An 18,778-nucleotide genomic window follows, 5' to 3' on the forward strand; every position below is an offset into this window, starting at 1 on the left:
ACCGCTACGGACGAGGTCGGCCGGGCGGGGCGGCGTAGGACGGCGGGACGGCGCGTGCAACCGTTTGGCGGGGCACGTCCGTCCCCTGTCCGTAGACGAGACGAGCGGAGAGAGTCCGCGTGGACCAACGCGAGGAGCAAGAGTTCGCGGAGTACTTCGCAGCGCGGCGCGACGCCGTGCGCAGAACCGCGTACCTGCTCTGCGGCGACTGGCACCGGGCGGACGACCTCGCGCAGACCGCGTTCGTCGCGCTGCACCGCCGGTGGCGCAAGATCCGCGACCGCGGGGCCCTGGACGCCTACGTCCGCCGGTCGGTGGTGCGCGCGATGATCGACGAGACGCGCAGGCCGTGGCGGCGGGAGCGGCACGTGGAGGTGCTGCCCGAGGTGGCCTCGTCCGACGCCGAGGTGGGCGACTCGGTGGCGACGCGGTCGGCGCTGCTCGACGGTCTGGCGCGGGTGCCGCCGAGGCAGCGGGCGGTGCTCGTGCTGCGGTTCCTCGACGGGCTCGACGTCGCCGGGACGGCGGCGGCGATGAAGTGCTCGGAGGGGACCGTGAAGAGTCAGACGGCGCGCGGGCTGGCCGCGTTGCGCGACGTGCTGGGCGACGCGCTGGACGACCTGCGGTCGACATCGTGACGGGTGAGACGGGTATGACGGGCGAGACGGGGAGGTGGCGGTAGATGGACGAGCGAAGGCTCGCCGAGCTGTTCGACGACGTGGTCCGCGACGTGCCGCCCGCCTCGTTCGACGCGGGCGACGTCGCCGCGGCCTCGGCGAGGTTGACTCGAAAGAGGAACGGTGTCCTCGCCGGATCGGCGCTAGGATTCGCGCTGTTGGCCGGTGCTGTCGCCGCCGGTATCGCGCTGAGCGGTTCGGACGGCGGCCCGGAGAGCGGCACGGCGGCGCAGGCCCCCGTCACCGCCGCGCCGGAGCGTAACGAAGACGTGGCGCCGAACGAGGTACCGACTGACGGTCCGGGAGTCCTCTCGGGCCGGTCGGGCACAGACTCTCCCATGGTGACGCCCAAGCAGGGGGGCTCATCGGACGGAGATGCCGGCCCTGGAGCCGGCGGCACCCCAGGTGGGTGCGGAACGGCGGACCGGGAGCTCGCTGCTGCCCTCGCGGGCGAGCTCCCGGCCGCCACTTCCGAAAGCGATGCCCAGACCTCGCCGCTGAGCTGCCCCACGGGCTCGGTGTCGGCCGCGCTGCCGGTGGCGGACGGGCCGCGGCGCGGGCTGCTCTCGATCATGCTGACCCCCGGTGGCGTCCCGCAGATGCTGCAACCGCCGTGGGCGGACCGGGCGGGCGCGCAGGGTGTGGTGACGGTGTCGGCGTCCGGGCGCACGATCGTGCTGTCGATCGAGTCCGTGCCGGGTTCGGCCGCGCCGCCGCTGGACGGCGCCGCACTGCGGGCGGTGGCCGACAAGCTGGTGCCGCGCTTCTGAGCCCTGCCTGGCACTATTGCGCCACCATGGTTTCTCCCGCGACCCGTTCGGCCAGATGACCGCCGCCAGCACCCCCAAGGGCGAGCGGCGCAGGCAGGCCCTGCTGGAGGCGGCGGCCGAGCTGCTGGTCGAGGGCGGGTTCGACGCGATCCGGCACCGTGCGGTCGCCGAGCGGGCCGGGCTGCCGCTGGCGTCGACCACGTACTACTTCCACTCGCTGGACGAGCTGATCACCGCGGCGGTCGACCTGCACGGCCGCTCCGAGCTGGCCAGGGGCCGGGCGATGCTGGACGAGATGGTCGAGTGCCCTCGGGGCGCGGACCTGCTGGTCGAGCTGGTGTTGGACCAGTTGCTCGGCCCGGCGCGCGAAAACGACGCGGAAGCCGTCCTGCTGCGCTACGAGCGCCTGGTCGCCACCGGCCGCAGGCCCTATCTGCGGCCGCTGATGCTGGAACTCGGCGCGCAGCTGCGCACGCTGCTGCGGGAGACGCTGGCCCGCGCGGGCGCCCCGCTGGACGACGCGCGGCTGGAGCAGGTGATCGCGCTGGTCGACGGGGCGGTGGTCAACGCGCTCATCGAGGTCAACCCCGATCCCCGCGCCTCAGCCAGGCGGATGCTGCGCGAGGCGCTCGAACAGCCCCGGTAAGCTGGCCAAACGTGACCGCAGCGCAGAAGCCCCGCATTCCGAATGTCCTCGCCGGACGGTACGCCTCGGTGGAACTGGCCGCGTTGTGGTCGCCCGAGGAGAAGGTGCGGCTGGAGCGTGAGCTGTGGCTGGCCGTGCTCACCGCGCAGGCGAACCTCGGGGTCGAGGTTCCCGCGCAGGCCGTCGAGGACTACCGGCGGGTGCTGCCGGTGGTCGACCTGGCGAGCATCGCCGAGCGGGAGCGGGTCACCCGGCACGACGTGAAGGCCCGCATCGAGGAGTTCAACGCCCTCGCTGGCCACGAGCACGTGCACAAGGGCATGACCTCGCGCGACCTCACCGAGAACGTCGAGCAGCTGCAGATCCGCCGCTCGCTGGAGCTGGTCCGCACCCGGGTCGCCGCGGTCCTCGCCCGGCTCGCCCGGCTGGCCGCTGAGCACGCCGACCTGGTGCTGACCGGCCGCTCGCACAACGTCGCCGCGCAGGCCACGACCCTGGGCAAGCGCTTCGCGACCGCCGCCGACGAGCTGCTGGTCGCCTTCACCCGGCTCGATGAGCTGATCGCCCGCTACCCGCTGCGCGGCGTGAAGGGCCCGGTCGGCACCGCACAGGACATGCTGGACCTGCTCGGCGGCGACCAGGACAAGCTGGCCAAGCTGGAGCGGATCGTCGCCGACCACCTCGGCTTCGCGAACCGGTTCGACAGCGTCGGGCAGGTCTACCCCCGGTCGTTGGACTTCGACGTGGTGTCCGCGCTGGTGCAGGTGGCGGCGGCGCCGTCGAGCCTGGCGAAGACGATCCGGCTGATGGCGGGCCACGAGCTGGTCACCGAGGGCTTCAAGCCGGGCCAGGTCGGCTCGTCGGCGATGCCGCACAAGATGAACACCCGCTCGTGCGAGCGCGTCAACGGGCTCGCGGTGATCTTGCGCGGCTACTCGTCCATGGTCGGCGAGCTGGCGGGCGACCAGTGGAACGAGGGCGACGTGTCCTGCTCGGTGGTCCGCCGAGTGGCCCTGCCGGACGCGTTCTTCGCCATCGACGGCCTGCTGGAGACCTTCCTGACCGTGCTGGACGAGTTCGGCGCGTACCCGGCCGTGATCGCCCGCGAGCTGGACCGCTACCTGCCGTTCCTGGCCACCACCAAGGTGCTGATGGCCGCCGTGCAGGCGGGTGTCGGCCGGGAGACCGCGCACGAGGCGATCAAGGAGAACGCGGTCGCGGTCGCCCTCGCCATGCGCGAAGAGGGCGCGGCGGACAACGACCTGCTCGACCGCCTGGCCGCCGACTCGCGCATCCCGCTGGACCGCGCCGCGCTGGACGCGCTGCTGGCCGACCGGCTGCCGTTCACCGGTGTCGCGGGAGCGCAGGTGGCCGAGGTGGTCAAGAGGGTGGAGACAGTGCTGTCGCGTTTCCCGGAGGCCACGCGGTACGCGCCTGCCGCGATCCTCTAAGCGGCCGGGGAGACGGTAGCTTGAACCGCGTGCCGACTGTCTCCGCGCTCACCTATTACCCGGTCAAGGGTTTCGCAGGCGTCTCGGTGGACCGGGCCGAGGTGATCGACACCGGCCTGGCCGACGACCGCCTGCTCATGGTCGTGGACGCGGCAGACGGCCGGTTCGTCAGCCAGCGCACGCTGCCCGCCATGGCCGCGGTCCGGCCCGCCCTCATCGGGGGCGGCCTGCGACTGTCCGCGCCCGGCACGCAGGACGCCGAGGTGGAAATCGTGCGCGACGGCCAGCGGCGGCCGGTGAGCCTGTTCGACCGGTGGTTCGGCGAGGCCGTCGACCAGGGCGACGCGGCGGCCAAGTGGTGCTCCGCCGCCCTCGACCGCGACGTCCGCCTGGTCCGGGTCACCCCGGAGCACGACCGCGACGGCTGGGGCCAGCACCCCGGCAAGGTCGGCTTCGGCGACGCGCACGCCATCCTGCTGACCTCGTCGGCGTCGCTGGACGGCCTCAACGAGCGCATCCGCGCCCGCGGCGGCGAGCCGGTCCCGATGAACCGCTTCCGCCCCAACATCGTGGTCGAGGGTTGGCCAGAGCCGCACACCGAGGACCGGGTGCTGCGGCTGTCCGTGGGCACGGCCGTGCTGGGCCACTCGACCCGCGCGATCCGCTGCGCGGTCCCCACCGTCGACCAGGAAACCGGGGCCAAGCGCGGCCCGGAGCCCACCCGCACCCTCGCCGACTACCGGCGCGAGCCTGACTTCGGCGGCGGCGTCAGCTTCGGGGCCAAACTCGCCGTCCTCACCCCCGGCGCGCTGTCGGTTGGCGACGAGATCACCGTCGCGGAGTGGCTCTAGCCACCAGCAGAACGGCTCGCTCGCCGGAGCGGGCGTCCAGCTCGCGGGCCGCCGAGCCGCCGTTGATCGCGACGGCGACGTGACCGGCGGAGTCCACCAGCACCACGGCCTGCCCGCGTGGCGCGTCGGCGAAGGTGCGGCCCACCACCGCCTCCAGCGACCGGCCGCCGACCTGGGCGTGCACCCGGGAACCGGGCTCGGCGTCCAGGCCGGTCGCGGCCAGCTGCACGTTGCCGAACCCGTCGACGCCGAGGACCTCGGTGATCAGGCTGCCCGGCTCGGCGCGGGTGACCGGCCGGGGCAGGCGGACCAGGTCGGCGGGGTCGACCGGCGGGCCGAGCCGGTCGGCCGGTGTGCCAGCGGCGAGGTGCGCGGCGGCGGGGGCGAACACGTCGCGGCCGTGAAAGGTGGCCGACACCGGTTCGAGGTGGAACTCGGTCAGCTCGTAGGCGGCGGTGGCTCCGCCGAGGACGTCGGCTGCGGGGATGAGCAGGCCGTTGTCCGGACCGACCAGGACCCCGTCGCCGGTGACCACCGCGACCGGTCTGCGGGCGGTCCCCACCCCGGGGTCGACCACGGCCAGGTGCACCGCGGTCGGCAGGTACGGCACGGCTTGGGCGAGGACGGCCGCGCCACGCCGGATGTCCTGCGCGGGCACGGCGTGCGTGACGTGCAGGACCCGGGCGTGCGGCGCGATCCGGGCGATGACGCCCTCGCAGACGGCGGGGAAGCCGTCGGCCAGGCCGTAGTCGGTGGTGAACGAGATCCAGTCGTACCCCATGGCGGCAGTGTCGCGGACCGGAGCCCCGACCGCCTGTCCAGGGACCGACCTGCTCTTCCCACCGTGCCATCCGTAAGGTGCGTATACGTGCCCACGCTCGCTGATTACCCCAAGATCGCCGCAGGCAAGGTCCGCGAACTCCACGCCATCGACGACGACCACCTGCTGCTGGTCGCCTCCGATCGCATCTCGGCCTACGACTTCGTGCTGGACACGCCGATCCCGGACAAGGGCCGGGTCCTGACCGCGATGAGCGTGTTCTGGTTCGACCTGCTCGGCGACGTCTACCCGCACCACCTGGTCGCCTGGGACGACGAGCGCATCCCCGCCGAGGTCCGCGGCCGCGCGCTGGTCGTGCGCCGGTTGTCGATGCTGGCGGTGGAGGCGGTCGCGCGCGGCTACCTCGCGGGCTCCGGCACCGCCGACTACCGCCGCACCGGCTCGGTCTGCGGCATCGCGCTCCCCGAGGGCCTGGTCGAGGGCTCGCGCCTGCCGGAGCCGATCTTCACCCCGGCCACCAAGGCCGCCATCGGCGAACACGACGAGAACGTCAGCTACGACGCCGTGGTCACCGAGATCGGCCCGGACCTGGCCGCCCGCGTCCGCGATCTCACCCTCGACATCTATCGCCGCGCCGCCGAGCACGTCGAGTCTCGGGGCCTGATCCTGGCCGACACGAAGTTCGAGTTCGGCCTTCTCGACGGCGAGGTCGTTCTCGGCGACGAGGTGCTGACCCCGGACTCGTCGCGGTACTGGCCCGCCGAGACCTACGCCCCCGGGAAAGCGCAGCCCTCGTTCGACAAGCAGTTCGTCCGCGACTGGCTGACCTCGCCCGACTCCGGCTGGGACCGGGCGAGCGACACGCCGCCCCCGCCGCTGCCGGAGGAGATCATCGACGCGACCCGGGCCCGATACGTGCAGGCGTACGAGCAGGTCACCGGCAGGAAGTTCGCCGACTGGATCGGCTGACGCACCGCTTGGGACACCTGGTAGTCACGCGGCTGCGTTGTGCTGACCAGTGTGACCCCACGACTCTTGGTCTCGCTGTCCGGGATCGACACCCGGACCCTGGGCCACTGCGCCGACCTGGCCGAGGAACTGGACAGGCGCGCGGTGCCGCTGTCGCTCCTGGTCGCCCCGCGACTCGCGGGCGCGGCGACCGAATGGGCGCGGACCCGGCTGACCGCCGGTGACGACGTCCTCATGCACGGCTTCGACCACACCCGCGACCCCCGGGTCCGCAGCGTCGCCCTGGTGCGGCGCGCGGAGTTCGCGGCCCTCCCCGCGCACGAGGCGGGTCTGCGGCTCACCGCGGCCATGTCGGCGATGGAGCGCGCCGGTCTGCCGACCGACAGCTTCGCGCCGCCGCGCTGGATGGCTTCCCGCGGCACGGTGACCGCTCTCGAACGCAAGGGCTTCCGGCTCTGCGCGGACCTCTTCGCGATCCGCGATCTGCGTACCGGCAACCAGGTACGCGCGCGCGTGCAGACCCTCAGCAGCCACGAGCGCGCCGAGACCGTGCGCTGTTTTGCCCTGGTCCTCGCCGCCGCCCGCACCGCCCGGCGCGGCGGTCTCCTGCGGCTCGCCATCGACGCCGCCGACCTGACCCGCGCGGGCCACCGCGCCGCTTTCCTGGACGCGGTGGACGCCGCGCAGCAGCACGACGCCATCGCTTTGACTTACCGCATGGCTCTTACCGCGCCGGTTCAGCCGGTCTGACCCTGGACGGCGGCCAAGGCGTCGACCTTGCCGTCGCCGTAGAAGTTGTTCTTCGCCGTGGTGCCCTTGCAGCGGCTGTCGCCACCGCACGGCAGGTCGTCGGCCTGGGCGCCGAGCCGGGCGCGCAGGTCGGCCGGGGTCGCGGCGGGGTCGACGCTCTTGAGCAGCGCCGCGACGCCCGCCACGTGCGGGCTGGCCATCGACGTGCCGGTGTTCTGCGCGTAGCCGCCGCCCGCGACCGTCGAGTAGACGGAGTTGCCCGGTGCGGCCACGACGATCCGCGCCGAGATGTTCGAGTAGGACGCCCGGGTGTCGCCCGAGGTGATCGAGCCGACCGCGACCGACGAGTCGAGTTCGCCGGGCACGACCCGGCAGTCCGGGGTGACCGGTCGCTGGACCGGCGTCGAGTCGTCCGGGCTCAGGGTGTCGGTGCGCTTGGCGTCGAGGTCGGTGTTCTCGTTGCCCACCGCGACGACGTTGAGCACGCCCTTGCCCGTCGCGTAGTCGGCCGCGCGGGTCACCGCCGCCAGGATCGCCGCCTGGTCGGGGTCGTTCGGGCAGTTCGCCCACCACGGGTCGGTCCAGTAGCTGTTGTTGGTGATGTCGAAGCCGCTTTCCGCGGCGTGCATAAACGCGCAAACCGTGTTCTCGGGAAACAGCAACTGCGTGCGCGGCTCCGCGACCCGAACCGAGGCGATCCTGACCCCGGGCGCGACGCCGATCATGCCCGTGCCGTTCTTCGCCGCGGCGATGGTGCCCGCCACGTGCGTGCCGTGGTCACCGATCGGCCGCCACGCCCCCGGCCGGGCGTCCACCCGGCCGTACGCGCAGGACACCGACTTGTCGGCGACGAAGTTGGCCTTGAGTTCGTGGTGCTGGTCGTCCACGCCGTTGTCGAGCACGCCGACGAGCACGTCGGCGGAGCCGGTGGTGATCGCCCACGCCTTGTCCGCGCCGATCTGGACCATGTCCTGGCCCGGGGCCTCCGCCTCGGTTGACGCGCTCTGCTGCGGGGCGGGCGGGATGGCCGGGTTGGCCGCCTCCGCGGGCACGTCGGAGGTCCGCGACGCGCCGACCTGCTGCACCCCAGGCGTCGGCCGCATCTTCGCCGCGAAATCAGGCGCGGCCGAGTGCGCGACGATCACGCCGATCGCGTCGTAAGAGGCGAAGACAGAGCCGCCGTTAGCCGACACCGCGGATTGCGCGCCGCTCGTGTCGTTGGGCGCGGTGAGCACAAGGTAAGCGCGCAAGCCTGCCGAGGGCCGGGCGGGAGCCGCGGCGCTCGGACCTGCCAGCGACGCGACCAGCCCGAGAGCCAGGGCGACCGCGATGGTTTGGGAACGGTAGGGCAAGAGGGCCTCCGGTGCTCAGGGCAGGCTGCTCGCTTACCCTGAGCACCGGCCGCGACGCGTAGAGTTATATCGCGGTTGCCGGGCGGCTGCCACGGGACCAACACCCCGCCCGCGACGGCGGGTTAACCGAGATCCACTGTCTCGCCCTTGGTGAGCACGTTTACCGTGGCGCCCTGAGGCGCGAGGTCGTGGAAGCGTTGGTGGGTGATGCCGATGCCCGCCGCGCTGAGGGTGAGCTCGTGGATCGGCACGGCCACCCGCGGTGCCACCGCCCGGAAGAACTCGACCGCCTCGGACAGCTTGAGCCACGGCGCGCCAGTGGGCAGGGCCAGCACGTCGATCGCCTGCTCGGGCACGACCAGTGAGTCGCCCGGGTGGTAGAAGGCGCCGTGGCCGACGACGAAGCCGACATTCGGCGGGACCTCGATCTCCGGGTGGATGCTCGCGTGCTCCCCGCCCACCACGGTCACCGCGACCCCGGCGAGGTCCAGCGCGTCGCCCGGCGCGACCGGCCTGGCCCGCAGCCCGGCCCTGGCCACCTCGGCGCCGGTCCCCGGGCCGACCACGAGTTCGGCGTGCTGGTTCGCGGCCAGCAGCGCGGCGAGCCGGTCGAGGTCGAGGTGGTCGGGGTGCGCGTGGGTGATCAGCACGGCGTCGAGGTCGCGCAGGTCCTCGAATCCGGTCGACCAGACGCCCGGGTCGAGCAGCAGGCGGGCGCCGTCGGTCTCCAGCAGGACGCACGAGTGCGCGAAGTGGGTCGCCTTCACGGCGGCCAGGGTATCGCCAGGAGGGTGTACCGCTGGGTAGCTTGGCGTCATGACCACCGTGCAGGCGAGGACGACGACGTTCGATTCGCTCAACCCGGCGACCGACGAGGTGGTCGGGACCTTCCCGGTCCACACGGCCGAGGATGTCGACGCCGCGGTGGCGCGCGCCCGGGACGCCGCCCAGTGGTGGGCCGACCTGGGCTTCGCTGGCCGCGCCGAGCGTCTCCAGCGCTGGAAGGGCGTGGTCACTCGCCGCGCGAACCAGCTTGCCGAGGTCGTGCACGCCGAGACCGGCAAGCCGCACGCCGACGCCATGCTGGAGATCATCCTGGCGATCGACCACACCGCGTGGGCGGCGAAGAACGCGCGCAAGGTGCTCGGCTCCCACCGCCGCTCCGCGGGCCTGCTGATGTCCAACCAGGCCGCGACGGTGGAGTACCAGCCGCTGGGCGTCATCGGGATCATTGGCCCGTGGAACTACCCGGTCTTCACCCCGATGGGCTCGATCGCGTACGCGCTCGCGGCGGGCAACGCGGTGGTCTTCAAACCCAGCGAGTACACCCCCGCGGTCGGCCAGTGGCTGATGAACGCCTTCGCCGAGGTCGTCCCCGAGCAGCCGGTCTTCCAGCAGGTCACCGGCTTCGGCGAGACCGGGGCCGCGCTGTGCCGCGCGGGCGTCGACAAGATCGCCTTCACCGGCTCCCCGGCGACCGGTAAGAAGATCATGGCCGCCTGCGCGGAAACCCTGACCCCGGTCCTCATCGAGGCGGGCGGCAAAGACGCGCTCATCGTCGACGCGGACGCCGATGTGGACGCGGCGGCCGACGCCGCGGTCTGGGGCGCGATGTCCAACGCGGGCCAGACCTGCGCGGGCATCGAACGCGCCTACGTCCACGAGCGCGTCTACGACGATTTCGTCGCCAAGGTCGTGGCGAAGTCCGCCACCGTCCGCCCCGGCTTCGACGCCGACGCGTCCATCGGCCCGATCACCATGCCCGCCCAGCTCGACATCATCCGCAGGCACATCGCCGACGCCCTCGCCCGAGGCGCCCGCGCGGTGGTCGGCGGCGCGGACTCCGTCGGCGACCGCTACGTCCAGCCGACGGTCCTGGTCGATGTCCCAGAGGACGCCGAGGCCGTGCGCGAGGAAACCTTCGGCCCCACCCTCACCATCGCCAAGGTCCACGACATGGACGAGGCCATCGCCAAGGCCAACGACTCCAAATACGGCCTCGGCGGCTCGGTCTTCTCCCGCGCCAACGGCATGTCCCTCGCCCGCCGCCTGCGCTCGGGCATGACCTCGGTCAACTCGGTCATCAGCTTCGCGGGCGTCCCCGCCCTCCCCTTCGGCGGCGTCGGCGACTCCGGCTTCGGCCGCATCCACGGCCCTGAGGGCCTGCGCGAGTTCGGCCGCCCCAAGGCCATCACCCGCCAGCGCTTCCGCGCCCCCCTGACCCTGACCACCTTCGCCCGCTCCAAAAAGGTCGACGCCCAAGTCGCGAAACTGATCACCCTCCTACACGGAAAGCGCCGCTGACCGAGTGATGTGAACGCCACTGAGTGAGCCTCGGTCTCGATAGGCGTAACACCTGACTGCGCACCGCGATTTCTCTCTTTAGACGCTCCTCGTGATTACCAGGACGCGAGGGACAATGTGATCTCCGCGGTGAGGTGACAGATGACGTCGAAAACAGCGAGCCTCAGATGGCACGGTTCTGACGAGGGCGCGCGATCGCTCGCCAAGTGGCTGCGTGAAGAGGACGAACTCCGTGGCCGCGTCAGACTCGCCGACGCCTCCGTGGCACCCGGTCAGATGGGCGGGATCGTGGACGGGGTTGTCGTCATCCTGACCAGTGGGACGGCGACGGTCATGGTCAACTCGATGTTCGAGTGGCTCAAGCACCGCCGGGAGTCCGGGAAGGTCTCACTGGCCCTCCGCGACGAGAACGGCACGGAAGTCGAACTCTCGTGCGGTTCAGGAGACGACACCCAGGCGGTGCTGACCGCGGTTCGGAGATTTCTTGACGGAGGTTCCTAGGTGACCTCTATTCCGGACGCGCGGCACTCGCGGGCCGTGCTCATCGGCACCAGCGATTTCCAGTACGGAGACCGTCTCCACCCTCTGCCCGCGGTCCGGAACAACCTGACCGACCTCGGGCGGGCACTGACCAATCCGGTCACCGGGGTTCTGGACTGGGAGCAGTGCACCGTGGTCGACACGCCGGACTCGGTGTCCAGCTTCATGGAGCGGCTGCGCAAGGCGGTGAACCAGGCGGAAGACCTGCTCATCGTCTACTACGCGGGCCACGGCATCCGGCACCAGACGAAAGACGAGCTTTATCTCACGGTCAGGCAGACCGATCCCGAACTCTTGGCGGGCACGGCGGTGCCGTTCGAGTGGGTTCGTGAGGCGATCGAGGACAGTCCGGCCAGGACGAAACTGCTCATCTTAGATTGCTGTTTCTCGGGTATGGCCCTGGGCGCGATGTCGAGCGCCGCCGTCGACACCCGCGATATCGGTATCGTCGGCACGTCTGTCATCGCCTCGTCGCCGAAGAATCAGATCTCGCATTCTCCGCCGGGGGCGATGCACACCGCGTTCAGCGGTGAGCTGATCACACTGCTGACCGAAGGTCCCAGGACGGACACCCCGCTGACAGTTCAGGCGCTCTACAGGTCGCTGGTGGCCGCCATGGCCAACCGAGGGCTGCCGCAACCGAAGATCAAAAGCACGGACACCAGCAGTGACCTGGTCCTTCGGAAGGCGCCCGAGCCGCATCGAACTCAGGCGCGGCCCGTCGTGGCTCCCCTACCGCGAGTAGAGCAGACGCTCTCGCCGCGCCGGAGCGAACCCGAACCGGCTCCGGCCCCACCGCGGCCAGAGCCGGTTCCGCCTCCCGCGCCTGGGCGCGGTGTCACCAGGGGCACGCGCATACTTGCCAGCGCGGCGGCATTGCCTATCGCGTGGTTCGGTGTCTTCTCCGGCGTGGGCGTGCCTGTCGGCGGTGTGGTCGGGTTTTTCTTCAGCGATCCCCCCGAAGGCGCGTCGCCGATGGCGGATCTGGAAACCGGGGTGGCTCTCTTCGTGTTCGGGGGTGTCTGCGCGGTGCTGATTCGTTGGCCGCTGGCGCGACTTCGTGCGGGACGAAGCTGCGCTTCGATCCGTGAAGCGCTGGTGGTCACCCTGCTCGACCCGATGCGGCGAGTCCCCCAACCTGTCATGGTGGTTGTGGTGATCTTGAGCAGCGCGTTCGCCGTGATGGGTGTGTTCTCCCGATCCAGTTCTCCGACTGCTTCGACCTCCATGAGCCCACTGGCCTTCGATGTGTCGATGGTTCTGTTTTTCCTGCAGGTAGCCGGAGTGTCCGCCTACGGGCTATATCGTCGCCGGAAGTGACTCAGCCCTGTTTGATCAGGTCCGCCGCCTTCTCGGCGACCATGATCGTGGGGGCGTTGGTGTTGCCGCGCGGGATCATCGGCATCACCGAGGCGTCGACCACGCGGAGGTTGGCGACGCCGTGGACGCGCAGGGTGGGGTCGACCACGGCGTTGTCGTCGGCGCCCATCGCGCAGGTGCCGACTGGGTGGTAGAGGGTCTGGCTGGACTTGCGGACGTGGTCGGCGAGGTCGGTGTCGGACGTGGCGGGCAGGAACGGCTGGGCGAGGAATCGGCGCAGCGGCGAGTTCTCCGCGATCTCCTGGAGGGTTCGGCAGCCCGCGACCATCGTGTCCAGGTCGGCGGGGTCGGCGTAGTAGGCCGGGTCGATCACCGGGCGCCAGCGGGGGTCGGTGGAGGCCAGGCGGAGGGTGCCGCGGCTGCGGGGGGCGACGTGGATCGCCGCCGAGGTGAAGCCGCGGCCGATGGGCTCGTGGATGCCGTTGTCGTAGAACATGGTCGGGGCCACGATGAACTGGATGTCGGGGGCGTCGAGGGCGGCGTCGGTGCGCAGGAAGCCGCCCGCCTCGCCGATGTTGGACGCCAGCGGGCCGCGGCCGGTGGCCTGCCACTGGAGCAGCCTGCCGGGGGTGGTGAAGTCGACCAGGTCGCTGGTGTCCCGGGTGGTCCACACGACCGGGGCGGCGGGGTGGTCGTGCAGGTTGGCGCCCACGCCGGGCAGGGCGACGGCGACCTCGACGCCGACCTCGCGCAGATGCTCGGCCGGGCCGATGCCGGACAGCATGAGCAGCTGCGGCGAGTTGATCGCGCCGCCGGAGAGGAGGACTTCCCGTTCGGCGTGGGCGGTGCGGGTTTCGCCGTGCCGCAGGTATTCGACGCCGATGGCGCGGGGGCCGTCGAGCAGGACGCGGGTGGTGTGGGCGCCGGTGCGCACCACCAGGTTCGGCCGGGCCAGGGCGGGCCGCAGGTAGGCGTCGGCGGTCGACCAGCGGCGGCCCCGGCGGCAGGTCACCTGGTAGACGCCGACGCCGTCCTGGTCGGCTCCGTTGAAGTCGTCGGTCGGTTTGAAGCCCGCGGCGACGGCGGCGTCGACCCACGCCCGGCTCAGCTCGTGGGTGTAGCGGCAGTCCTCGACGCGCAGCGGGCCGTTGGTGCCGTGCAGGGGGCCGTCGGCGCGGGTGTTGCCCTCGGCTTTGACGAAGTAGGGCAGCACGTCGTCGTAGCCCCAGCCGGTGGCGCCGTGGGCGTCGCGCCAGGTGTCGTAGTCGGCGCGGTTGCCGCGGATGTAGATCATGGCGTTCATCGATGAGCAGCCGCCGAGGGCGCGCATCCTCGGCCAGTAGGACTTCCGGCCGTCCAGGTGCTTCTGCTCGACGGTCTCGTAGTTCCAGTCCCACTTCGTCTTGAACAGCGTCGAGAACGCCGCCGGGATGCGGATCTCGTCGGCGTCGTCCTCGCCGCCCGCCTCCAGCAGCAGGACCGTGACGTCCCGGTCCTCGCTGAGCCGGGCCGCGAGCACACAGCCCGCGCTGCCCGCCCCGACCACGATGTAGTCGAACGACTCGGTCATGGGGCCTCCTCGGACCAGTGCCGGACCCCTCGATCTTGCCCGTTCGACGGCTACAGCGCATCGAGCACTTGGGTTTCTTCTTCCGGCGTCAGCCCCGCTGCCCGTTTCCGGTCCAGGCCGAGTGTCCGCTCGTGTTCCAGCGCCCCGGCGACCACGTCGACCAGCGCCCGCGGCGTCAACCCGGTCGCCAGCGCGGGCGCGGCGTCGCGCGCTGTCATGTATTTGTGCGACGCGGGCAGCCACAGCGGCAGCGACCGCGGCCCGGACCACGGCTGGATGCCGAGTTCGGTCAGCTTGTCCTCGCGCACCCGCACCAGGTCGACGTCCGCGCCGACCGCGTCGGCGATCCCGCCGAGCAGGTCGAGCAGCGGCTGCGCGGGCCCGATGCCGTCGTAGATCCCCGTGACGCCCTTCTCGGCGGCGTCGATGATCCACGCGGCCAGGTCGCGCACGTCGATGTACTGGGCGGACATAGCGGTGTCCGGCACGACCACCCGCCCGCCCCGCGACATCCGCGCGGGCCAGTACCCGAACCGGTCGAACGGGTCGTCCGGCCCCACGATCAGCCCCGCGCGCACGATGAACGCCCGGTCCCCGACCGCGTCGAGCACCGCGTTCTCACTGGCCACCTTGACCGACCCGTACAGGTCGGGGTCGGCGGCGAGGTCCTCGCGGGCGCCCTGCTCGGTCCTCGGAGGGAGCAGCGGGTCCCCGACCCCGGTGGGCGGGACACCCGGTTCGGCGTAGGCGCTGATCGAGGACACGAACGTCCAGTGCCGCACCCGGTCCCCGAACTCCGCCACCGCCCGCGCCACCCACGGGTACGACAGCGGAGCCACATCCACCACCGCGTCGAACCGCTCCCCCCGCACCGGCGCCAACCCGTCCTCGGCGTCGCGGTCCACCCGAACCAGCCGCGCCCCCTCGGCCACCGCCCCCGCCTTCCCCCGGGCCGCGCACACCACGTCGTGCCCCCGCCGCACGGCTTCCGCCGCCACTGCCCGCCCCACAAACCGCGTCCCGCCCAGCACCAGAAGTCGCATGTCCCCCACCCTGTCCCCGCCCCCACCGAGCCGCCACCCATCTCACCCCCAGCGAACACACACAGCGCCGCGACCGAGCCAGCCCACGCGATCCCCAAATCGGTGACTTCGCCCGCTCCCCAGCCGAACAAGCCCCCCGCCCCACCGAGCAGGCACATCTCCCCACCGAGCAGGCGCCCTGCCCTGCCGAACAAGCCCCCGCCCCATCGAGCAGGCGCCCCGCCCGCGCCAAGCTCCCAACAGCGCCGAAGCCCCCAACAACCCCGCGGCGCCCGAAAATCCGCCCCCACGCCCCCCAAAAAAACAAACCCCACCCGCCCTGGGGGCCGGGCCCTGTTCCATCCTATCGCCGCAGGTCAGGGCGGGGAAGGGGGTGCTCGCGGCCTGTGGATAACTCGCCACCGCCGCCACGTTTGAGGTAGGCAGCCTGTCGGTCGTGGGGGCGCGTGGCCCGGACCTGCGGGGTTGGGCCGGGCGTGGGCCAGGTCACCGGTGTTCCGGGGTGAACTCGCAGGTCAGGTACGCTTCTGCGGTACCGGCCTATCGAACTCAGGAGTTGCCAGCCGTGGCCCGAGTTGTCGTCGACGTCATGCCCAAGCCGGAGATTCTCGACCCGCAGGGTCAAGCTGTCGCGCGTGCCCTGCCGCGGCTGGGATTCGACGGTGTGTCCGATGTGCGTCAGGGGAAGCACTTCGAGTTGGAGGTCGACGACTCGGTCGATGACGAGACGTTGGCGAAGATCGCCGAGGGTTTTCTCGCCAACCCGGTGGTTGAGGACTTCGTGGTGCGGCGGGTGGACTCGTGAGGGTCGGGGCCGTCACCTTTCCGGGGACGCTGGACGACAGCGACACCGTCCGCGCGATCACCGCGGCGGGGGGTGAGGCGGTCGCGCTGTGGCACGGTGACGCCGACCTGCGCGGGGTCGACGCGGTGATCCTGCCCGGCGGGTTCTCCTACGGCGACTACCTGCGCGCGGGGGCGATCGCCCGGTTCGCGCCGGTGATGGGCGAGGTGATCGACGCGGCGCGCAAGGGGATGCCGGTGCTGGGGATCTGCAACGGGTTCCAGGTGCTGTGCGAGGCCGGTCTGCTGCCCGGCGCGCTGCTGCGCAACGCCGAGCTGCACTTCGTGTGCCGCGACCAGTGGCTGAGGGTGGAGAACAGCGCGACCGCGTGGACCACCCGCTACGATGAGGGCGCGGAGATCATCATCCCGATCAAGAACATGGACGGCCGTTTCGCCGCCTCTCAGTCCACTGTGGACGAACTGGAGGGCGAGGGTCGAGTGGTGTTCCGCTATGTCGGCGGCAACCCGAACGGCTCGCTCAACCACATCGCGGGCATCAGCGACCCGACCGGGCGCATCGTCGGCCTGATGCCGCACCCGGAGCACGCGATCGACGCGCTCACCGGGCCGTCCGACGACGGTCTTGGCATTTTCCTGTCCGTTCTCGACTCGGTGGTGACCGCGTGACCGACACAGTCGACATCGCCAAGGCCACGCCCGACCAGGAGCAGCCTTACCGCGAGCTTGGCCTCAAGGACGACGAGTACGCCCGCATCCGCGAGATCCTCGGCCGCCGCCCCACCGACGCCGAGTTGGCGATGTACTCGGTGATGTGGAGCGAGCACTGCTCCTACAAGTCGTCCAAAGTGCACTGGAAGCACTGGTCGGCGAACACGACGCCGGAGATGCAGGCGAAGATGCTCGCGGGCATCGGCGAGAACGCCGGTGTGGTCGACATCGGCGACGGCTGGGCGGTGACGTTCAAGCTGGAGTCGCACAACCATCCGTCCTATGTGGAGCCTTACCAGGGCGCGGCGACCGGTGTCGGCGGCATCGTGCGCGACATCATGGCGATGGGCGCGCGCCCGCTGGCCGTGATGGACCCGCTGCGCTTCGGCGCCCCCGACCACCCCGACACCCGCCGGGTGCTGCCCGGGGTCGTCGCGGGCGTCGGCGGATACGGCAACTGCCTTGGCCTGCCCAACATCGGCGGCGAGGTCGTGTTCGACCCGTCGTACCAGGGGAACCCGTTGGTGAACGCGCTGTGCGTCGGCGCGATGCGGGTCGAGGACCTGCACCTGGCGCACGCGTCCGGCACCGGCAACAAGGTGATCCTGTTCGGCGCCCGCACCGGTCTCGACGGCATCGGCGGCGTGTCCGTGCTGGCCAGCGAGACCTTCTCCGGCGACGAGGGCGGCACCGGGCGTAAAAAGCTTCCCGCGGTTCAGGTCGGCGACCCGTTCACCGAGAAGGTGCTCATCGAGTGCTGCTTGGAGCTGTTCCGCGAGGGCATCGTGGTCGGCATCCAGGACCTCGGCGGCGCGGGCCTGTCGTGCGCGACCAGTGAGCTGGCCAGTGCTGGCGACGGCGGAATGCGCGTCGAACTCGACCGGGTTCCGTTGCGCGCCACCGGAATGACGCCAGCCGAAGTCCTCTCCAGCGAGTCGCAGGAGCGGATGTGCGCGGTCGTGAAACCGTCCGATGTGGACGCTTTTATGCGGGTGTGCGCCAAGTGGGACGTCATCGCCACCGAGATCGGCGAGGTCACCGACGGCGACCGGCTGGTGATCACCTGGCACGGTGAGACCGTGGTCGACGTGCCGCCGCGCACCGTCGCCCACGAGGGCCCGATGTACGAGCGCCCGATCGCCCGCCCGGCCGATCAGGACGCGTTGGTCGCCAACGGCCCGGAAAGCCTGGCTCGACCGTCCACTCCGGACGAGCTGCGGGCGGAGATCCTGCGCATGGCCGCGTCGCCGAACCTGGCGTCCCGCCGCTGGGTCACCGAGCAGTACGACCGGTACGTGCGGGGCGGCACCGTTTTGGCCCAGCCCGCCGACGCGGGCATGATCCGCGTGGACGAGGTGACCGGCCGCGGCGTGGCCCTGGCCACCGACTGCAACGGCCGTTTCGTCAAGCTCGACCCGTACACCGGCACGCAGCTCGCGCTGGCCGAGGCGTACCGCAACGTGGCCGTGTCCGGCGCGACGCCGCTCGCGGTCACCAACTGCCTCAACTTCGGCTCGCCCGAGGACCCGGCGGTGATGTGGCAGTTCGAGCAGGCCGTGCGCGGCCTCGCCGAGGGCTGCAAGGAGCTGGGCATCCCGGTCACCGGCGGCAACGTGAGCTTCTACAACCAGACCGGCAGCACGGCGATCCTGCCGACCCCGGTCGTCGGCGTGCTCGGCGTCATCGATGACGTCCGCCGCCGCATCCCCACCGGGATCGGCGCTGAGGCAGGGGAAAGTCTGCTGCTGCTCGGCGAGACCCGCGACGAGTTCGGCGGTTCCGAGTGGGCGCACGTCGTGCACGGCCACCTCGGCGGCACCCCGCCGAAGGTGGACTTGGCCCGCGAGAAGCTGTTGGCGGACATCCTGCTCGCCGGTTCCCGCGACGGCATGGTGTCCGCGGCGCACGACCTGTCCGACGGCGGTCTCGCGCAGACCCTGGTGGAGACCTGTCTCATCGGCGAGGTCGGCGCCCGCGTCTTCCTAGACCCCGATCAGGACCCGTTCGTGCAGCTGTTCAGCGAGTCCGCTGGCCGGGTCCTGGTGGCGGTTCCGCGCTCGGAGGAACTGCGCTTCACCGAGATGTGTACCGCCCGCGGCCTCCCCTGGCGGCGCACCGGCGTGGTGGACCCGGAGTCGAAGTCGTTGGAAATCCAGGACATCGGCGACCTGCCCCTCGCGGAACTGCGCGAGGCGTGGGAAGGCACCCTGCCCGCCCTGTTCGGCTGATCTTGTCAGTC

The 18,778-nt window shown here is 71.4% G+C and carries 18 protein-coding genes; 13 read left to right on the forward strand and 5 right to left on the reverse strand.

The genetic code is table 11. The features are described 5' to 3' along the window. The first annotated feature begins 119 nt into the window (after window positions 1-119). From ACZ6SD_RS20975 to ACZ6SD_RS20995, 5 genes are read left to right on the forward strand one after another with little or no spacing between them, the layout of a single operon-like run. Window positions 120-638 carry a SigE family RNA polymerase sigma factor gene (locus ACZ6SD_RS20975; RefSeq protein ID WP_465318632.1) on the forward strand — a complete coding sequence of 173 codons (519 nt, stop codon included), beginning with the start codon at window positions 120-122 and terminating at the stop codon, window positions 636-638. 44 nt (window positions 639-682) lie between these two features. Continuing rightward, window positions 683-1,447, forward strand: coding sequence for an energy transducer TonB (locus tag ACZ6SD_RS20980; protein ID WP_465318633.1), 765 nt, complete (start codon window positions 683-685; stop codon window positions 1,445-1,447). 55 nt (window positions 1,448-1,502) lie between these two features. Next, complete coding sequence (locus ACZ6SD_RS20985) at window positions 1,503-2,093, forward strand: TetR/AcrR family transcriptional regulator (protein WP_465318634.1); 591 nt, start codon at window positions 1,503-1,505, stop codon at window positions 2,091-2,093. Window positions 2,094-2,104: 11 nt separating this feature from the next. Beyond that, window positions 2,105-3,544 carry an adenylosuccinate lyase gene (purB, locus tag ACZ6SD_RS20990; protein WP_465318635.1) on the forward strand — a complete coding sequence of 480 codons (1,440 nt, stop codon included), beginning with the start codon at window positions 2,105-2,107 and terminating at the stop codon, window positions 3,542-3,544. A 29-nt stretch (window positions 3,545-3,573) separates the two neighbouring features. Further along, window positions 3,574-4,395, forward strand: a complete 822-nt coding sequence (locus tag ACZ6SD_RS20995) for an MOSC domain-containing protein (protein ID WP_465318636.1) — start codon at window positions 3,574-3,576, stop codon at window positions 4,393-4,395. Here the strand turns inward: ACZ6SD_RS20995 and ACZ6SD_RS21000 are convergent. Next, complete coding sequence (locus ACZ6SD_RS21000; protein ID WP_465318637.1) at window positions 4,373-5,176, reverse strand: SAM hydrolase/SAM-dependent halogenase family protein; 804 nt, start codon at window positions 5,174-5,176, stop codon at window positions 4,373-4,375. The two genes, ACZ6SD_RS20995 and ACZ6SD_RS21000, sit on opposite strands and share 23 nt — an antisense overlap. A gap of 87 nt (window positions 5,177-5,263) precedes the next feature. On the opposite strand from ACZ6SD_RS21000, the gene ACZ6SD_RS21005 reads away from it, so the two are divergent. Both ACZ6SD_RS21005 and ACZ6SD_RS21010 read left to right on the forward strand, forming a co-directional pair. Beyond that, the gene (locus ACZ6SD_RS21005) at window positions 5,264-6,145 is read left to right on the forward strand and encodes a phosphoribosylaminoimidazolesuccinocarboxamide synthase (protein ID WP_465318638.1); all 882 of its coding nucleotides are present in this window, start codon (window positions 5,264-5,266) and stop codon (window positions 6,143-6,145) included. Window positions 6,146-6,196: 51 nt separating this feature from the next. Continuing rightward, on the forward strand, window positions 6,197-6,895 hold the full coding sequence (locus ACZ6SD_RS21010) for a DUF2334 domain-containing protein (protein WP_465318639.1): 699 nt from the start codon (window positions 6,197-6,199) through the stop codon (window positions 6,893-6,895). On the opposite strand, the gene ACZ6SD_RS21015 is transcribed toward ACZ6SD_RS21010, so the two are convergent. Beyond that, a complete protein-coding gene (locus tag ACZ6SD_RS21015) occupies window positions 6,883-8,247 on the reverse strand; it encodes a S8 family peptidase (protein WP_465318640.1) in 1,365 nt (454 codons plus the stop codon). The genes ACZ6SD_RS21010 and ACZ6SD_RS21015 overlap by 13 nt on opposite strands. A gap of 122 nt (window positions 8,248-8,369) precedes the next feature. Then, complete coding sequence (locus ACZ6SD_RS21020; protein WP_465318641.1) at window positions 8,370-9,014, reverse strand: MBL fold metallo-hydrolase; 645 nt, start codon at window positions 9,012-9,014, stop codon at window positions 8,370-8,372. A gap of 49 nt (window positions 9,015-9,063) precedes the next feature. Between ACZ6SD_RS21020 and ACZ6SD_RS21025 the strand changes: the two genes are divergently transcribed. The 3 genes from ACZ6SD_RS21025 (at window position 9,064) to ACZ6SD_RS21035 (ending at window position 12,411) form a co-directional block, all read left to right on the forward strand. Next, the gene (locus ACZ6SD_RS21025; protein ID WP_465318642.1) at window positions 9,064-10,551 is read left to right on the forward strand and encodes an aldehyde dehydrogenase family protein; all 1,488 of its coding nucleotides are present in this window, start codon (window positions 9,064-9,066) and stop codon (window positions 10,549-10,551) included. 141 nt (window positions 10,552-10,692) lie between these two features. Continuing rightward, window positions 10,693-11,052 carry an effector-associated constant component EACC1 gene (locus ACZ6SD_RS21030; RefSeq protein ID WP_465318643.1) on the forward strand — a complete coding sequence of 120 codons (360 nt, stop codon included), beginning with the start codon at window positions 10,693-10,695 and terminating at the stop codon, window positions 11,050-11,052. After that, window positions 11,053-12,411 carry a caspase family protein gene (locus ACZ6SD_RS21035; protein WP_465318644.1) on the forward strand — a complete coding sequence of 453 codons (1,359 nt, stop codon included), beginning with the start codon at window positions 11,053-11,055 and terminating at the stop codon, window positions 12,409-12,411. 1 nt (window position 12,412) lies between these two features. On the opposite strand, the gene ACZ6SD_RS21040 is transcribed toward ACZ6SD_RS21035, so the two are convergent. Both ACZ6SD_RS21040 and ACZ6SD_RS21045 read right to left on the reverse strand, forming a co-directional pair. Beyond that, the gene (locus tag ACZ6SD_RS21040) at window positions 12,413-13,981 is read right to left on the reverse strand and encodes a GMC family oxidoreductase (protein ID WP_465318645.1); all 1,569 of its coding nucleotides are present in this window, start codon (window positions 13,979-13,981) and stop codon (window positions 12,413-12,415) included. A gap of 50 nt (window positions 13,982-14,031) precedes the next feature. Then, a complete protein-coding gene (locus ACZ6SD_RS21045; protein ID WP_465318646.1) occupies window positions 14,032-15,024 on the reverse strand; it encodes an NAD-dependent epimerase/dehydratase family protein in 993 nt (330 codons plus the stop codon). 565 nt (window positions 15,025-15,589) lie between these two features. On the opposite strand from ACZ6SD_RS21045, the gene purS reads away from it, so the two are divergent. From purS to purL, 3 genes are read left to right on the forward strand one after another with little or no spacing between them, the layout of a single operon-like run. Further along, window positions 15,590-15,829 carry a phosphoribosylformylglycinamidine synthase subunit PurS gene (gene purS / locus ACZ6SD_RS21050; RefSeq protein ID WP_465318647.1) on the forward strand — a complete coding sequence of 80 codons (240 nt, stop codon included), beginning with the start codon at window positions 15,590-15,592 and terminating at the stop codon, window positions 15,827-15,829. Continuing rightward, entirely contained in the window at window positions 15,826-16,497 is a 672-nt protein-coding gene (purQ, locus tag ACZ6SD_RS21055; protein WP_465318648.1) for a phosphoribosylformylglycinamidine synthase subunit PurQ, read from the forward strand. The genes purS and purQ overlap by 4 nt, the downstream gene beginning before the upstream one ends. Further along, window positions 16,494-18,767: a phosphoribosylformylglycinamidine synthase subunit PurL gene (gene purL, locus ACZ6SD_RS21060; RefSeq protein WP_465318649.1), complete on the forward strand. Its 2,274-nt coding sequence runs from the start codon at window positions 16,494-16,496 to the stop codon at window positions 18,765-18,767. Before purQ ends, purL begins: the two co-directional genes overlap by 4 nt. Window positions 18,768-18,778: the final 11 nt, after the last annotated feature.

Source organism: Actinokineospora sp. NPDC051303 (genome assembly GCF_055586285.1).

What these genes read in the sequence shown, in the direction of transcription:
- ACZ6SD_RS21030 (WP_465318643.1), top strand. Translation starts at nt 10,693, where the DNA reads ATGACGTCGAAAACAGCGAGCCTCAGATGGCACGGTTCTGACGAGGGC.
- ACZ6SD_RS21000 (WP_465318637.1), bottom strand. Translation starts at nt 5,176, where the DNA reads ATGGGGTACGACTGGATCTCGTTCACCACCGACTACGGCCTGGCCGAC.
- ACZ6SD_RS21045 (WP_465318646.1), bottom strand. Translation starts at nt 15,024, where the DNA reads ATGCGACTTCTGGTGCTGGGCGGGACGCGGTTTGTGGGGCGGGCAGTG.
- ACZ6SD_RS20980 (WP_465318633.1), top strand. Translation starts at nt 683, where the DNA reads ATGGACGAGCGAAGGCTCGCCGAGCTGTTCGACGACGTGGTCCGCGAC.
- ACZ6SD_RS21040 (WP_465318645.1), bottom strand. Translation starts at nt 13,981, where the DNA reads ATGACCGAGTCGTTCGACTACATCGTGGTCGGGGCGGGCAGCGCGGGC.
- ACZ6SD_RS21025 (WP_465318642.1), top strand. Translation starts at nt 9,064, where the DNA reads ATGACCACCGTGCAGGCGAGGACGACGACGTTCGATTCGCTCAACCCG.
- ACZ6SD_RS20985 (WP_465318634.1), top strand. Translation starts at nt 1,503, where the DNA reads ATGACCGCCGCCAGCACCCCCAAGGGCGAGCGGCGCAGGCAGGCCCTG.